This window comes from Erythrobacter aurantius, assembly GCF_023823125.1.
GTDB lineage: Bacteria > Pseudomonadota > Alphaproteobacteria > Sphingomonadales > Sphingomonadaceae > Erythrobacter > Erythrobacter aurantius.
This window is the reverse complement of the sequence record NZ_CP090949.1, coordinates 817,595-833,120: the sequence shown is the minus strand read 5'-3', so window position 1 is coordinate 833,120 and position 15,526 is coordinate 817,595. Positions and strand designations below refer to the sequence as shown.

The 15,526-nt window shown below is 62.4% G+C and carries 16 protein-coding genes and 1 tRNA gene; 12 read left to right on the top strand and 5 right to left on the bottom strand.

Going from position 1 to position 15,526, the window contains the following annotated elements; translation table 11 throughout:
* The first annotated feature begins 47 nt into the window (after positions 1 to 47).
* Together L1K66_RS04210 and L1K66_RS04205 are read left to right on the top strand one after the other, a co-directional pair.
* Positions 48 to 1,487: a cytochrome P450 gene (locus L1K66_RS04210; protein ID WP_407931974.1), complete on the top strand. Its 1,440-nt coding sequence runs from the start codon at positions 48 to 50 to the stop codon at positions 1,485 to 1,487.
* Between the two features lie 68 nt (positions 1,488 to 1,555).
* A complete protein-coding gene (locus L1K66_RS04205) occupies positions 1,556 to 1,966 on the top strand; it encodes a hypothetical protein (RefSeq protein WP_252259752.1) in 411 nt (136 codons plus the stop codon).
* 6 nt (positions 1,967 to 1,972) lie between these two features.
* Here the strand turns inward: L1K66_RS04205 and L1K66_RS04200 are convergent, their stop codons facing one another.
* Positions 1,973 to 2,143 (bottom strand): DUF1674 domain-containing protein, encoded by a 171-nt coding sequence (locus L1K66_RS04200; RefSeq protein WP_252259751.1) that lies wholly within the window; start codon positions 2,141 to 2,143, stop codon positions 1,973 to 1,975.
* 59 nt (positions 2,144 to 2,202) lie between these two features.
* On the opposite strand from L1K66_RS04200, the gene L1K66_RS04195 reads away from it, so the two are divergent.
* Entirely contained in the window at positions 2,203 to 3,450 is a 1,248-nt protein-coding gene (locus tag L1K66_RS04195; protein ID WP_252259750.1) for an RsmB/NOP family class I SAM-dependent RNA methyltransferase, read from the top strand.
* 12 nt (positions 3,451 to 3,462) lie between these two features.
* Positions 3,463 to 4,023, top strand: a complete 561-nt coding sequence (locus L1K66_RS04190; protein ID WP_051700253.1) for a hypothetical protein — start codon at positions 3,463 to 3,465, stop codon at positions 4,021 to 4,023.
* On the opposite strand, the gene L1K66_RS04185 is transcribed toward L1K66_RS04190, so the two are convergent.
* Both L1K66_RS04185 and msrA read right to left on the bottom strand, forming a co-directional pair.
* The gene (locus L1K66_RS04185) at positions 4,007 to 4,840 is read right to left on the bottom strand and encodes a hypothetical protein (RefSeq protein WP_252259749.1); all 834 of its coding nucleotides are present in this window, start codon (positions 4,838 to 4,840) and stop codon (positions 4,007 to 4,009) included. The genes L1K66_RS04190 and L1K66_RS04185 overlap by 17 nt on opposite strands.
* Positions 4,841 to 4,849: 9 nt before the next feature.
* Positions 4,850 to 5,395, bottom strand: a complete 546-nt coding sequence (gene msrA, locus L1K66_RS04180; RefSeq protein ID WP_034956807.1) for a peptide-methionine (S)-S-oxide reductase MsrA — start codon at positions 5,393 to 5,395, stop codon at positions 4,850 to 4,852.
* Between the two features lie 138 nt (positions 5,396 to 5,533).
* Between msrA and L1K66_RS04175 the strand changes: the two genes are divergently transcribed.
* The 8 genes from L1K66_RS04175 to L1K66_RS04140 all read left to right on the top strand — a co-directional run bounded on the left by L1K66_RS04175 (position 5,534) and on the right by L1K66_RS04140 (position 14,349).
* On the top strand, positions 5,534 to 6,400 hold the full coding sequence (locus L1K66_RS04175) for a class I SAM-dependent methyltransferase (RefSeq protein ID WP_252259748.1): 867 nt from the start codon (positions 5,534 to 5,536) through the stop codon (positions 6,398 to 6,400).
* A 17-nt stretch (positions 6,401 to 6,417) separates the two neighbouring features.
* Entirely contained in the window at positions 6,418 to 7,293 is an 876-nt protein-coding gene (aguB, locus tag L1K66_RS04170; protein ID WP_252259747.1) for an N-carbamoylputrescine amidase, read from the top strand.
* A 5-nt stretch (positions 7,294 to 7,298) separates the two neighbouring features.
* The gene (gene folK / locus L1K66_RS04165) at positions 7,299 to 7,787 is read left to right on the top strand and encodes a 2-amino-4-hydroxy-6-hydroxymethyldihydropteridine diphosphokinase (protein WP_252259746.1); all 489 of its coding nucleotides are present in this window, start codon (positions 7,299 to 7,301) and stop codon (positions 7,785 to 7,787) included.
* A 45-nt stretch (positions 7,788 to 7,832) separates the two neighbouring features.
* Positions 7,833 to 7,908: transfer RNA gene (locus L1K66_RS04160), tRNA-Lys, on the top strand.
* 108 nt (positions 7,909 to 8,016) lie between these two features.
* A complete protein-coding gene (locus tag L1K66_RS04155; RefSeq protein WP_252259745.1) occupies positions 8,017 to 9,366 on the top strand; it encodes an alkaline phosphatase PhoX in 1,350 nt (449 codons plus the stop codon).
* A gap of 42 nt (positions 9,367 to 9,408) precedes the next feature.
* Positions 9,409 to 11,571, top strand: a complete 2,163-nt coding sequence (locus tag L1K66_RS04150; protein WP_407932000.1) for a S46 family peptidase — start codon at positions 9,409 to 9,411, stop codon at positions 11,569 to 11,571.
* 156 nt (positions 11,572 to 11,727) lie between these two features.
* Positions 11,728 to 13,167, top strand: coding sequence for a patatin-like phospholipase family protein (locus L1K66_RS04145; RefSeq protein ID WP_252259743.1), 1,440 nt, complete (start codon positions 11,728 to 11,730; stop codon positions 13,165 to 13,167).
* 75 nt (positions 13,168 to 13,242) lie between these two features.
* Positions 13,243 to 14,349, top strand: coding sequence for an S-(hydroxymethyl)glutathione dehydrogenase/class III alcohol dehydrogenase (locus L1K66_RS04140; protein WP_252259742.1), 1,107 nt, complete (start codon positions 13,243 to 13,245; stop codon positions 14,347 to 14,349).
* Between the two features lie 3 nt (positions 14,350 to 14,352).
* Here L1K66_RS04140 and L1K66_RS04135 read toward each other — a convergent pair whose 3' ends face one another.
* Together L1K66_RS04135 and L1K66_RS04130 are read right to left on the bottom strand one after the other, a co-directional pair.
* Positions 14,353 to 14,973, bottom strand: coding sequence for a TetR/AcrR family transcriptional regulator (locus tag L1K66_RS04135; protein WP_252259741.1), 621 nt, complete (start codon positions 14,971 to 14,973; stop codon positions 14,353 to 14,355).
* Positions 14,970 to 15,431 (bottom strand): flavin reductase family protein, encoded by a 462-nt coding sequence (locus tag L1K66_RS04130; protein ID WP_256471510.1) that lies wholly within the window; start codon positions 15,429 to 15,431, stop codon positions 14,970 to 14,972. The genes L1K66_RS04135 and L1K66_RS04130 overlap by 4 nt, the downstream gene beginning before the upstream one ends.
* Between the last annotated feature and the right edge of the window lie 95 nt (positions 15,432 to 15,526).

Sequence of the window (15,526 nt, the reverse complement as noted above, 5' to 3'; positions counted from 1 at the left end):
AGCAAACGTATCGTTGAGCCGACCGATAGCGCGATAGAGAGGATCCGATGGCAACCTTGGCCCAGCCTGAAAACGCACCCGCCCCCAAACCTGCAAAGGCTGAAAAGCCGATGACGGCCAATCCGTTTCGCCATTGGAGCGACGGCGTGCCGACCGAAGCGGAGCTGGCGCATATTCCGGGCGAAGCCGGCTGGCCGATTGTCGGCAACACCTTCAAGCAGTTGGCCAACCCCCACGCCTTTACCAAGCGGATGATCGAAACCTATGGCAAGGTTTACAAGACCTATGCCTTTGGCGGGTGGAATGTCGCGCTGATCGGCGCCGAAGCCAATGAGATGGTGCTGTTCAACAAGGACAAGATCTTCTCGTCCGAACAGGGTTGGGGCCCGGTGCTGGACCAGCTGTTCCCGCGCGGGCTGATGCTGATGGATTTCGACCATCACCGGATTGATCGCCGCGCGCTTTCGATCGCGTTCAAGCCGGGGCCGATGCAGCATTATTCGGGCGCGCTCAACAGCGGGATCGCGCGCGAGGTTGCCGGTTGGGAAGGCCGGATGGAATTCTACCCCGCGATCAAGAAGCTGACGCTCGATCTCGCCGCCGACAGCTTCCTCGGCATTCCGTGGGGGCCGGAGGCGGACCGGATCAACACCGCTTTTGTCGACATGGTTCAGGCGTCGGTCGCCCCCGTCCGCCAGCCATTGCCCTTCACGAAAATGAAGAAGGGCGTCGATGGCCGCAAATACATGATCGAATACCTGACCCGCGAAACCAACCGTCGCCGGGCCGAAGGCGGCGGGCAGGACATGTTCAGCCAGTTCGCCACCGCCACCCGCGAAGACGGAACGATGCTGCCGGTGGACGAGGTGGTCGATCACATGAGCTTCCTGATGATGGCGGCGCATGACACCATCACTTCCAGCGCGACATCGCTGATCTATTATCTCGCGACCAATCCCGAATGGCAGGAAAAGCTGCGCGAGGAAGTGTTCGCCGTGACGGGCGGCCCCGACGGGGACGGCAAGCCGCGTCCACTTTCTTACGATGATCTCGCCAAGCTCGACCTTACCGAAATGGCGTTCAAGGAAGCGCTGCGGATGATCCCGCCGGTGCCGTCCATGCCGCGCCGTGCGCTGCGCGAATTCGAATACGAAGGCTATCGCATCCCGGCAGGGCAGATGGTCGGCATCAACATCTACTGGACGCATCATTCGGAGGAATATTGGGACGATCCCTTCACCTTCGATCCGATGCGCTTCACGCCGGACAAGGTGAAGGCGCGGCACAAATATGCATGGGTGCCGTTCGGCGGCGGCGCCCATATGTGCCTGGGCCTGCACTTTGCCTATATGCAGGTGAAGATCCTGCTGGCGCAGCTGCTGCAACGTTACCGCATCGAAGCCGAGCCCGGGTACAAGCCCGACTGGCAGGACTGGCCGATCCCGCAGCCCAAGGACGGGCTGAAAGTGGAATTCGTGAAGCTGTGACGTTCACAGGCCGCTAATCAGCCCGCAGCGAAAGTCTGGCAATGGGCCGCCTTTGCCAGAGACTCGCAATGACCGCTTGCCTTGCCGTTCTGGCGGCGTCTGGTGTCGCCGCACAGGCTGTCGGCAGCGATCCCGAGGTGATCGAGGGACGGCGCAGCTATTCCGAAGACCTCGCCCCGCTGCTTGAACAGGGGCATGTCTTTGTCGAATGCGACCGGTTGGAAATCCGCCGGGGCGGGTCGGAGGCAGAAATCGCCTTCACATACCCTTCGCGGCTGAGGTCGGTCGAATTTCGCGGCGGTTTTACCCGCGCCGACCGGTTCGAAATATCCGCCATTCGCCTGCGCTCGCAGAATGAATGGACCGAGGCGGAAGGTCAGTGCGAATTCGGGCCGCTCGGCCGTGAACGGACGAAGGTCACTTGTCTTGTGAAGGATGGCCCGCGCTTCTTCCTCGTGAATTTCATCCACGATTCCTGAGGCTTGTCAGAAATCCCAGGCAATGCCGTCCTTCTCCCAGTCGCCATAGCGGGTGGGCGAAAGATCGCGCGGTTCGTCTTTCAGCGGATCGACTTTCTTCGGCGCGGGCGGCGGATCATTGGTCCAGTGCGTGGGCTTCTTGAAGGTCTTCGCGGCTTCGGATTTTTCTTTCGTCATACAGGGATATCAATGCGCGTGCTGGCGCTTGGTTTCAACTGCCGCTAACCGCAAGTGCGATGGCCCAACCCACAGGAATTCACGCGCGCCGCGCCGCGCTCAAAATGCTCGACGCGGTGCTGCGCCGGGGCGAGACACTGGAGCAAGCCGCGCCGGGCGCGCTGCGCGACGTGCGCGACGCCAATGACAAGGCGCTGGCGCGGGCGATCGCGGGTGAGACGCTGCGCTGGTTGACCGACATCGATGCCCTGATTGACAGCGCGACGAAGCAGCGCCTGCCCGACGATGCCAAGCCGCGCGCCGTCTTGCGGATGATGCTGGCACAGGCCTTGCGGCTGGAAACGCCCGCGCATGCGGTGATTGCCACCGGTCTGCCGCTGCTGGCAGGCGGCCCGCGCAGGCTGGCGCACGGGGTATTCTCGACCTTGATGAAACAGTCGGCGAGCTTGCCAGAGGTGCCAAGCCTGCCCGATGCCGTGTGCACACGTTGGGGCGAAATGGCTGGCCGCATCGCGCCTGGCCTCGCCTTTCCGCCCGAAGTCGATCTGCACGTCAAAGAGCAGGGGCAAACTGCACAATGGCAGGCACAGCTTGGCGGGATCAGCCTTGCCCCCGGCCACGTCCGCGTCCCGCGCGGCACGGAGGTCGAAAGCCTCGAAGGGTTCAAGGACGGCGCCTGGTGGGTGCAGGATCTCGCCGCGCAATTGCCCAGCCACCTCTTGGGCGAGGGCGCGGGCAAAAGCGCGCTCGATCTGTGCGCCGCGCCGGGTGGCAAGACGATGGCGCTGGCAGCAGCGGGGTGGAAGGTGACCGCGCTGGACATTTCGAAGCGGCGGCTGGATGTGCTGAAGGACAATCTCAAGCGCACCGGATTGCAAGCCTCACCCGTGCGCGCCGATGCCCTGACTTGGGAGCCGAAGCACCAGTTCGACGCGATCCTTTTGGACGCGCCCTGCACCGCGACCGGCACCTGCCGCCGCCACCCTGACGTGCTCCACCGCATCGGCCCGCGCCAGATCGCCGAAATGGTCGAAATCCAGCGCGCCCTGATCGAACGGGCGGCAGGCTGGCTGAAACCGGGCGGTACGCTGGTCTATGCAGTGTGCTCGCTGGAGCGCGAGGAAGGCGAGGATCAAGCCGAATGGATCGACGCAAACTGTGGCCTTGCGCCCGCACCCATCACACCGGAAGAACTCCCCGGCGGCATCGCGCCCACACCCGAAGGCTGGCTGCGGACCGATCCGGGGATGCTGGCGGATGAAGGCGGGCTCGACGGGTTCTTCGTTGGGCGGTGGGTAAGAGAATGAAGAAAGCCCCATATGCCTGATCGTATCGACAAAACTGTCTTCATCATTGGCCTTACGCTCTATCTGGCGGGGCAGATCTGGATCGTGACCACCGGTTCGATGACCAAGGATGAAGTGCCGATTGATTACATCCACTGGCTGATGTTCCTTGGCGCAGCATTGCTGATCCCCTTTGCCGCGCGCCTGCCGCGCCGGGGCCTGGCACTGATCGCGGGTCCGGCGATGATAACCGGGTCGATCCTCATCATCGGCATGTGCATGATCGACTTTGTCCTGTGGAGCTTTCCCCAGCCGGAATTGCGCTCTGCCGTGGTCGGGGAGTTGATGAACACCGGTCCTGTATGGAAACCGTTTATCGACTGGGCCGGGCGGGTTTTCACGGTAGCGCTGGCGCTGGTCGGGCTGTGCCACTGGCACCATTCGAAGATTGGCGTAGGACTGGTCATCATTGGCGCGGTTGTAATCAGCGCCTGGGGGATCGGATCAAACCCCTATGGCTATGCCACGATGATCGTGGGTTTCCTTGTCTGCTTCTGGCCGGATGCGCTGAAACGCTTCACCAGCGCAAGGTGATCTGCGCGCAAGTCTTGCCCAATTGCTCAATCTCATAGGCGATGTGGCTTTCCGCATTGTCGAGAATGTTGAGCCGCAGCGGAGTGCCCAGTTCGACATAGCGGTTCAGCGTCATCGTGCCGCTTGTCTCAATATCCGTGCGGCCCTTGACGAGGAACGTGGCCTGTCGTGCGATTTCGTGGAAATGGGTTGAGTTCACATGGTCGCCCGAACCGCCGATCAGGGGGTTGCCGGGCGGAAAGCCGTTCGCCGCAGTAACCAGCGCCTCGACGTGATCCGCGCCTGCCGCGATCGGCGCGACAAGTGCACGCTCATCCTTCGTCAAGCCAAGCGCCTGCGGCGTGGCATAGGTGAAACTGGCTGACGATTCGCCCTGCCCATCTTGATCCTGCCGGGCCTGCGCCTTTGCATCCGCGCGCCATGCTTCAAAATTGCGGTTGCGAAAGATCACGCCGCGCCCCCTGATGGTCACAACTGTTGCCCCTGCCTCGTTATACAGGACCACCTCGTAGGATGGGTTTTCGCTTGTCTCGTCGCGGCGGTAAGTCCCGCGTACGGCATGGCCATCGTCGCCGCTTCCCAGTTGCCAATCGATCCAGGTCAGCGCGCTCCACTGCGTCGCCTCCATCCCCTGCAGCGCGATCGAGGCGCCCACCGCCGTCCAGAAAGCCTGCGTCTGAACGACAACCGGATGATGCGGCGGCAGTGTCAGCCACGCATTAGCGGCCTTGTCCTGCGAGCAGGCAAAGGTAACGGACCCGTCGGCCTGCACCTCGATAGAACTGCAATAGGGGTTGGCTGTGTAATTGGGAGCCATGGCCCAACCTCAAGCCTTCACATACTTCTGGAAGCTCTTCCTGAGTTTCATGATCTTGGGCGGGATCACTGCGAGGCAGTATGGGTTGCGCTGGCCTTCGCCTTCCCAGTATTCCTGATGGTAATCCTCCGCCGGAAACCACGGCTTGGCCTGCTCGTCGCCGATCAGGCCTTCGATCGTGGTCACGGCCATCTTGCCGTTTTCGGCATTCCAGCGCCCGATCGCCTTTTCCGCCTCTTCGCCCTGTTCCGCGTTCAGCGGGAAGATCGCGCTGCGATACTGCGTGCCGATGTCATTGCCCTGACGATTGAGCTGCGTCGGATCATGCGTGCCGAGGAACACGTCGTAGATCTCGGCTAGGCTGATCACCGAAGGATCGAATGTCACCCGTATGCCTTCGGCATGGCCGGTCGTGCCGGTGCACACTTCCTTGTAGGTGGGATTTTCCTTGGTCCCGCCGATATATCCGCTTTCCACTTCGCTTACGCCGATGACGTCGCGGAACACCGCTTCGGTGCACCAGAAACATCCGCCTGCGATGATTGCCTGTTCCATGCCGGGTAATTCTCCTTCGCTTGCACGCGACATAGGAACCGTCGGGCAATTTCGCGAGTCCTGTTCGCATGGCTTGTGTTGCCCGCTCCACAGCCTAGAACCGCGGGTATTCACAGTTTTGAAGAGAGGACCGACCCGATGAAACTCCCCTTGCTTGCACCGATGGCCGCGCTGGCCGCCGGCACCGCCCTTTTCACCGTCGCCGCACCTGCGCTTGCCGATGCGCATATGGAAGCCGCAGCGCCGACGCTCGAAGAAGTGCTCGCACATGAACGCCGCGATGGTGACCGGGCGCGCGACCAATATCGCCACCCGGCGGAAACGCTCGCCTTCTTCGGTGTCGAACCGGGCATGACCGTGGCCGAATTCAGCCCCGGCGGCGGCTGGTACACCCGCGTGCTGGCGCCGCTGCTGATGCCTGCCGGCAAATACATCGCCTTCAACACCGACAGCGACGCCGAAACCTATCCCAGCCGTGAACGCGAAGTGCGCGCCAATGCCTGGACCGAGACGTTCAAGAACACTGTCGCTTCAGGAATGGGCGTCGAAGCCTCTGCCGTGACCGCATTCGAAATCGACGAAATGCCCGAAGATGTCGCCGGCACGGTGGACCGGGTTCTGATCTTCCGCTCGATGCACGGGCTCAACATCGGCAACAATGCCGATACCGTGTTGAAAGCGGCTCGCGTGATGCTGAAAGATGACGGCATGGTCGGCGTGGTTCAGCACCGCGCACCCGAAGGCGCGAGCTATGACGATTACGGCGCTCGCCAGCGCGGCTACATGCGCAAGCAGGACGTGATCGCGATCTTCGAAGCCAATGGTTTCGAACTGGCAGGGGAAAGCGAAGTGAACGCCAACCCCAATGATCCCGCGAATTGGCCCAATGGCGTGTGGACGCTTCCCCCTGTACTGGCCACCGGCGCGAACGATCCGAAACGCAGCGAATACATGGCGATCGGCGAAAGCGACCGCATGACGCTGCTGTTCAAGAAGGCAGACTGAGCTTAAAGGGCGGCGTCATGAGCAAACTCACTGTCGCCGCCCTCCAGCTCGCGCTTGGCCGCGAGGACGAAGCCGAAAACATCGCCGCCGTTGCCGCTCTGGTCGAACAGGCAGCCGCACGCGGGGCGAAGCTGATCCTCCCGCCGGAACTGTTTTCCGGCCCCTATTTCTGCCGCGAAGAGGACGAGGCGCTGTTCGCGCTCGCTCGCCCCACCGCCGAGCACCCCAGCGTGATCGCGATGCAGGCGCTGGCGGCGCGGCTCAATGTCACGATCCCGACCAGCTTTTTCGAACGCGACGGCCACCACTATTACAACACCCTCGCGATGATCGGCCCTGACGGCGCGATCATGGGCACTTACCGCAAGAGCCACATTCCCGACGGGCCGGGGTATGAAGAGAAATATTATTTCCGCCCCGGAAACGACGGGTTCAAGGTGTGGGACATTGCCGGCGACGACGGAAAGCTGGTGCGCATCGGCGTCGGCATTTGCTGGGATCAATGGTATCCCGAATGCGCGCGAGTGATGGCTCTGATGGGCGCGGAAGCGCTGCTGTATCCCACCGCCATCGGCTCCGAACCCTATGACGCCGATCTCGACACCAGCCGGATGTGGCGCCGCGCGATGGTGGGCCATTCGGTGTCGAACTGCATGCCCGTGATCGCCGCAAACCGCATCGGGGCCGAAGGGCCGCAAGGTGAGCAAAGTTTCTACGGCCATTCCTTCATCAGCGACGAATGGGGCGATTTCGTCGAAAGCTTCGGCGCGGATGAGGAAGGCGTTCTGGTCGCGACGCTCGATTTGGCTCGCGCAGCCACGCACCGCGCAGGGATGGGCTTCTTCCGTGATCGCCGCCCGCAGCTTTACGGCCGGATCGCCGAGGATATCTGAACGCCTTGAGCAGCACCTATCTGATCGCGCTCGGCTCCAACCGGCGGCACCACCTTTACGGGCTTCCGGGCGATGTAGTCACCGCCGCGATGGAAGAATGCGCGGCGCTTGGCACCGTCACCGCACGTTCACCCGTGATCGCCACCGCACCGATCGGAGCAGCGCAGCGCCGCTTCGCCAACGCCGCCTGCGTGATCGAAAGTGAATTCGATCCCCCCGCGCTGCTGGCGGGGCTCAAGCGGATCGAGCGCGAGTTCGGACGCAGGAGCGGCAGGCGCTGGGGCGACAGGGTGCTCGATCTCGACATCGTGCTGTGGAGCGGCGGACAATACGCAGGACGCGGGCTTGCCGTGCCGCATCGCGATTTCCGCGAGCGTCCCTTCGTGCTGGGGCCGGCAGCGGCAATCGCCCCGCGCTGGCGCGATCCGGTTTCGGGCCTCAGCATGATGCAGTTGAATGCCCGCTTGACCCGGCCGCGCTCCCTGCCTAGGTGAGCGCTCCGGCACGCCCGGCCACAGCGCCCGGCAAAGCACCCATGGGGGCCCTTAGCTCAGTCGGTAGAGCAACTGACTTTTAATCAGTAGGTCGCTGGTTCGAACCCAGCAGGGCTCACCATCATCATCCTCGTTACTCATCGATTTGGTTCGAACAGCCGACAATCAGCGGTTTTTCCGGCTCGCAACTGTGATAAGGCGCCGCGGCAAGCTTGAACGAGGAAAACCGATGTCCGTCCCCTCCCCCGCCAGTGTGGCCTTGAGCCGCCGCCGTTTTGTCTCCGCCACAGGAAGCGCCTTTGCCGCACTGCTCGCCAGCGGGTGCATGACACGCGGCGCGCCGATTGCGTCTTTGGCACAGGGTTTTTCCGGCTATGGCCCGCTGCGGCCCGATCCTGCCGGTATGCTCGATCTGCCCGAAGGGTTCTCCTACCGCGTCCTCTCCAGCCTCGGCGATGCGATGAGCGACGGCGGCAGCGTGCCGGACAAGGCCGACGGGATGGGCTGCATCGATCTTGGCAATGGCGAGATCGTGCTGGTGCGCAATCACGAAATGGTGCCGGGCGATGATCCGGGCGGCGCGATTGCCAGGGGCTTCGGCACCCACAATGGCCGTTTCACCCCCGGCGGCACGACCAATATCGTGCTCGACGCCAAAACGCTGGAGGTGAAGCGCCAGTTCCGCACATTGGGCGGGACGATCCGCAATTGTTCTGGCGGGGTCACGCCGTGGGGCAGTTGGATCACCTGCGAGGAAGCGCCGACCGGCCCCGGCCAACGCTATGGCGACGGGCTGGCGGTAAACCACGGCTGGGCATTCGAGGTTCCGGGCGATGCCACCGGCCTGATCGATCCTGTCCCGCTGCGCGCGATGGGCCGTTTCAACCATGAAGCCGCCTGCGTCGATCCGGCGACCGGCTATGTCTATCAGACAGAGGATCGCGACGACGGTGTGCTCTATCGCTTCATCCCTAACGCACCGGGCAAGCTGGTCGAAGGCGGCAGACTGCAGGCGATGGTGATCGAAGGGCTGGCCGACACGCGCAACTGGGACGGGTCGGCGATGCCGCTGCGGCAGATGTTCACGGTGCGCTGGGTCGATCTCGACAATGTCGAAGCCCCGCAGGACGATTTGCGCCTGCGTGCGATTGCCAAGGGTGCCGCCCCGATCGCACGCGGCGAAGGGCTGCACATGGGCGATGACGATTTCTATTTCTGCTCCACCAGCGGGGGCGCAATGAAGCTGGGGCAGATCTTCCGCTTCGTTCCCGGTCGCGGGCAGGGGCCGGACCGGGTCGAGCTGTTCTTCGAGAGCGAAAGCCCGGAACAGTTCAATTTCGGCGACAATCTGTGCGTCGCGCCCAACGGCCATCTGCTGGTGTGCGAAGACCAGTATACCGATGTGGTGGACAATCATGTGCGCGGCATCACGCCCGACGGGCGTCCATATGATTTCGCGCGGCTCACCATGCAGACCGAACTGGCCGGGGGATGTTTCTCCCCCGATGGCAAGTGGTTCTTCGTCAACGCCTATGCGCCGACACGCACGCTTGCGATCACGGGGCCATGGGTGGCATAGCCCCCGGCAGAGACTGAAAAAGGGTTCAAATCAATGAAATCGATGAAGCTTCGTACGCTCGGGCTGCTGCTCGGCTGTTCTGCCATGACTGCGCCGGTGGCCGCCAAGGAAGGCATGTTCACACCTGACCAGTTGCAGGAAATCAGCGGGCAATTGCGCGAAGCCGGGCTTGAGATCGATCCCGAACAACTCGCCGATCTCACCGGCTTTCCGATGGGTGCGGTTGTATCGCTGGGCGGGTGTTCGGCCAGCTTCGTCTCACCCCAAGGGCTGGTGGTGACGAACCATCACTGCGCGCGCGGATCGGTCCAGTACAATTCGACTGCCGAAAACAACTATCTGGTCGACGGTTTTCTGGCCGAGGACAAGAGCGCCGAGCTACCCGCGGCTCCCGGTTCGCGCATCTATGTCACCACGGAACTCACCGATGTGACAGCACGGATGCGCGAAGGCACCGAGGAACTGGCGCCACTCGCGCGCTACGAACTGGTGCAGCAGCGCAGCAAGGACATCACCGCCGAATGCGAGGAAGAAGCGGGCTATCGCTGTCAGGTCGCCAGCTTTTACGGCGGTGCTCAGTACAAGCTGATCAAGCGGCTTGAAGTGCGCGACGTGCGGCTGGTCTATGCCCCTGCGGATTCGATCGGCAAGTATGGCGGCGATATCGACAACTGGCAGTGGCCACGTCACACGGGCGACTTCGCCTTTTACCGCGCCTATGTCGCGCCTGACGGTTCGGCCGCCGATTACAGCGAAGACAACGTCCCCTATCAGCCGGAACACCATCTGAAGGTGAGCGCGGCGGGACTGGACGATGGCGATTTCGTAATGGCTGCGGGCTATCCCGGTTCGACCAGCCGTTACACACTGCTGGCCGAGGTGGAGAACACCTTTGACTGGAATTACCCGACGTTCCAGACGCTGTTGACCGAATGGATCGCCACCATCGAAGGCGCGGCTCCCGAAGGATCCGACGCGCGGGTGAAATATGAAAGCCGCCTTGCCGGCCTCAACAATTTCGAAAAAAACCTGCGCGGCCAGATCGACGGCGCACGCCGGGTCGGGCTGGTGGATCGCCGCCGCGAACGCGAAGCCGAACTGACCGCATGGATCGCTGCCGATCCTGCGCGTGCCGGATTCGGCGAGGCAATCGCCGCGCTGGCAGAGCTTTCGGAAGAAAGCGCGCAGGCTGCGCGCACAGGCTTCTGGTACGGCAATTCCACCCGCGCCCAGCTGCTTGCTGCGGCACAGCGGCTCTATCGCCTGTCGAAGGAACGCGAGCTTCCCAATGCCGAGCGTGAACCCGGCTATCAGGACCGCGACATGACCTTCTTCCGTCAAGGCCTGCAGGCGCTCGACCGGCGCTATGATCCGGTTGTCGACAAGGCCGAATGGGTGATGTTCCTGTCGGGCTATATCGCGCAGCCTATGGAAGAGCGCGTCCCCGTGTTCGACGCCGCGCTGGGCCTGACCGCGGAAACGACCGAAGCCGACCTGCCCGGCCTGCTCGACCGGTTCTATGCCGGCACCGTTCTGGGGGATGCGGCGACGCGGCTGGCGCTGATGGAAGCAACGCCGGCTGAGCTCGAAGCGCATGAAGACCCCTTCATGCAGCTTGCGATCGCACTCTATGACTATGAGCGCGATCTGGAGGAGCAGGCGGAAATCCGCGCCGGTCGCTCGCTGGCGCTGCGCCCTGCCTATATGGAAGCGATTACCCAGTGGCAGCGCGAATCCGGCCTGCTGACCTATCCCGACGCGAACAGCACCCTGCGCGTGACTTTCGGCAATGTGCTGGGCGGGTCGCCGCGTGACGGTATGGCATACCTGCCGTTCACCACGCTTGAAGGGATCACGGACAAGGACACCGGCATTGATCCGTTCAATTCGCCAGCCAAGCTGCTCGAAGCGATCGAGGCGAAGGATTACGGCTCTTACGCGCTCGACAGCATCGGCTCGGTTCCGGTGAACTTCCTGTCCGATCTCGACAGCACCGGCGGCAACAGCGGATCGGCGACGCTCAACGCGCGCGCCGAATTGGTGGGGCTGCTGTTCGACGGGACCTTCGAAAGCGTCAATTCCGACTGGGATTTCGACCCGCGCACCACCCGTACGATTCATGTCGACACGCGGTACATGCTGTGGGTGATGGAGAAGGTGGACGGCGCCGATGCCCTGATCGAAGAGATGGACATCGTCCGCTGATCTTAGGATGACCGGACAGGCGGGCGGATCAATGCGATCCGTCCGCCCAACCCTTTGAAACCACGCGCTGATGTGGAAAGCGTCGCTGGCGTCCTATCGCCACGCGGGCTAATCCCGCATCAAACGTGGACACGCAGTTCAGGGGGGGGGCATGACATGCGGGAATTCATCGCAAGGTTGGCAGGCGTCGCAGCAATCGCCGCGATGCTGGGCGGATGCGCACAGACGCGGCCGCCGATGGTGGCCGAATGCGTGCTGCCGGCTTATGAAATGGTCGCCAGCGCAGATCTGCTGCCGCGCAAGTCGGACGCGAAGCTTGGTGTTTCGGATACAGGCGAAGAACCATTCCGTAAATTGCTGACGGACACGATCGGCTCCGACGCGGCGGATGCGGTCATTGTCGGCGATCCGGGTGAGCCCTCCGCCTCACCCGCGCCGCGCACGACGAAATACATCGCCGTATTGAGCGGCGGCAGCCAGAACGGATCATTCGGAGCCGGGCTGTTCAAGGGGCTGGACGAGCATGGCGACGTGCCCGATTACCGCATCGTCACCGCGATCAGCACCGGAGCGCTGCAATCGACCTTCGTCTTCCTCGCCAATCGTCCGGTCCCGACCGACCGCGTATACACCGATTACATGAAGGCGGCGCAGGGTGTGGGCGAGGTCGGCCAGAGCAATCTGGGCGATCTGCGACTGGCCTACGCCCTCTCATCCGAAGCCGATGTCATGGATGTCGCAGGATGGAGAAACGCCTCAATTGTTAGGAATGGTTCGGTTGCACGGTTCGACCCGCTGCGCTCCACCTTGCGCGGGCTGATTTCTCCGCAGACGCTCGCAGCCGTCGCAGCCGAAGGGCAAGCCGAACGCAGCGACGGGAAGCCCACTCGCAAACTGCTGGTCGGGGTGGCCAATCTCGACGACGGCAAGGCTTACGCGGTCGACATGACGCGGCTCGCCGCCGACCCTCGCCTGAGCCCCGAAGCGAAGCGCGATTGCTACGTCGAAACGCTGCTTGCCTCCTCCACCGTGCCCCCGGGTGTCCCTCCGGTGACGCTCAAGCTGGAGGTGATCGACAAGCTTGGGGAAGGGCGCAATCTGATCCGCGAACCGGAAATGTTTATCGATGGCGGCGCGCGCTACGGGGTTTTCATCGACAGTGTTATCGACGTGGCCAAGCTGGACGAGGAATTGCAGGTCGACGTCGTCGTCAACAGCGCGATTTTCGAAAAGCCCTGGACCAATGACAAGGGTGAGCCGTTCGAGAAGTGGAGCATCTACAATGTCGGCCTGCGGTCGGTCGATATCCTGCAAAATCAGGTGTACCAGCTCTCGGTCGACCGGGTGCTGCGATGGGCGCGGGACAACGGAAATCTGCGGATGGCCTTCATCTCGAAAAACCGTTTGCAGATATTCCAAGACGACCCTCTAACGGGCTTTGTCTATGACGGCGGGACGACTTGCGCGGCGGCGCTGGAGGCCGACAAGCGCGAGTTTTCTCCTTACGAATTTCACCCGCGTTACATGCGCTGCATGGCTGAATACGGCGGGGAGAGAGCCGCTCGTGACGCGTGGAACCTTGCCGCCGGACAATAGTGCATTCGCGCCTTTGGAGTGTCTGGCGGCTGTGCTAGGCGGCGTGCGAAATCCCTTTCAATCCGGAGCCGTTCCATGAAAACCCGCGCCGCCGTTGCCTTTGAAGCGAAGAAGCCGCTCGAGATCGTCGAGCTTGATCTCGAAGGCCCGAAGCCCGGTGAAGTGCTGGTGGAAATCATGGCGACCGGCATATGCCACACCGATGCCTATACGCTCGACGGGCTGGACAGCGAAGGGATCTTTCCCAGCGTGCTGGGCCACGAAGGCGCCGGGATCGTGCGCGAAGTGGGCGCAGGCGTCACCAGCGTTGCACCGGACGATCACGTCATCCCGCTCTACACTCCCGAATGCCGCCAGTGCAAAATGTGCCTTTCGGGCAAGACCAACCTGTGCAGCGCAATCCGCGCGACACAGGGCAAGGGACTGATGCCCGACGGCACATCGCGGATGAGCTACAAGGGCCAGACGATCTATCACTACATGGGCTGTTCGACCTTTTCGAACTTCATCGTCCTTCCAGAAATCGCCGTGGCGAAAATCCGCACCGATGCTCCGTTCCAGAGCGCCTGCTATGTCGGCTGCGGCGTCACCACCGGTGTGGGTGCAGTGGTCAACACCGCCAAGGTTCAGCCGGGCGACAATGTCGTGGTGTTCGGTCTGGGCGGCATCGGACTGAACGTGATCCAGGGCGCAAAGATGGCGGGCGCGGACCGTATCGTGGGCGTCGACATCAACCCGGCCAAGCGCGAGTGGGGCGAGAAATTCGGCATGACCGATTTCGTCAATCCCAAGGAAACCGCTGACATAGTCGGGCATCTGGTCGAGATGCTCGATGGCGGCGCGGATTATTCCTTCGACTGCACCGGCAACACCGAGGTGATGCGCGATGCACTGGAATGCTGCCACAAGGGCTGGGGCACCTCGATCATCATCGGCGTGGCGGAGGCCGGACGCGAAATTTCAACCCGGCCGTTCCAGCTGGTGACGGGACGCAACTGGCGCGGCACCGCATTCGGCGGGGCAAAGGGTCGCACCGACGTGCCCAAGATTGTCGACTGGTACATGAACGGAAAGATCGCGATCGATCCGATGATCACTCACACGCTGACGCTGGAGGAGATCAACAAGGGCTTCGACCTGATGCACGCCGGGGAATCGATCCGCAGCGTCGTGATCTTTTGATCATCAATGCTCGGTCACGATCCGGCGTAGCTGACGGCGAAGTTCGTCCGGATACGCATCCGTAATCTCCGCAAGACCGTCTTCACCGTAGAAACGGCGCAGTGCCGTCTGTGAGCCGGTGAAATATTCGACTGCGGACACTGCGGTGAATATCCGCGCGAATTTCTGCGCAAATGATAGTCGCTCCATCCCGGGAATTTCGTTGAGGGTGTCGACGATCCGGTTCAGCGTCGCCCGGATATGCCATTCCTTTTCGGGGGCGTCGCGGCGCTGATCGTCCAGCAATTCACGCATCAGGATGCGGGCATCAAGCGGGTTGGCCTGCGCCGTCTCGTAGAAGCCGATAAGCATATCCTCGAACCGCTGTTCGGGCGAATAGGATGCGCTGGCGCGCTCCGCCATGGCCGCTTGCAATCGCTGGGCGATGCGCCGGATTACCTCGCTGTAAAGCTCGTCCTTGCGCTTGAAGTGATACAGCAGCGCCTGTTTGGTCAGGCCCACTTCACCCGCGATCTGGGCAATGCTGGCGCCATAGAAGCCGCGTTCGGCAAACTGCCGGGTGGCCGCGGCGATCAGGCGTTCACGGGTATCGTCGGAATCGACGGGAAGGGTTTCGGGGGTCATTTCAAATCAATAGAACAGAATTGACCATTGAAGAAGCCCAGTGGCGCAGGAACCGCATCGAAGCGATGAGCGGGGGCAAGGCCTGTGACTTCGCCAAGGATCATCACGTGATCGCCCGCCGGGTATTGTGACCAGCGCGAGCATTCGATGTGCCCGAGCGCAGAGCGGATTACCGGGAGCCCATCCGCGCTCCATTCGAAATCATCGTGTCGCAACTGGCTGTCACCGCGAGCGGCATAGCGCCGCGCGAGATCACCCTGACCCTCGGAAAGGATGCTGACGGCAAACCGATCCGCACCGGCATAAATGTCGAACTGGCTCGATCCGTTCTGGAGGCTCCAGCAGACCAGCATCGGATCAAGCGAGACAGAGACAAAGGAATTGACCGTCATAGCCGCGATGGCGCCACCCGGCCTCGCAACGGACACGACGCAAACCCCTGTCGTGAACAGCCCCATCAGCCGACGAAACTCAGCACGTTCGGCTGTGTTGCCGGGCGTGTTTGCGTGCTGAACCTGACTCAATGACTGCTCCGAAAGTGTTGCCTGACTGG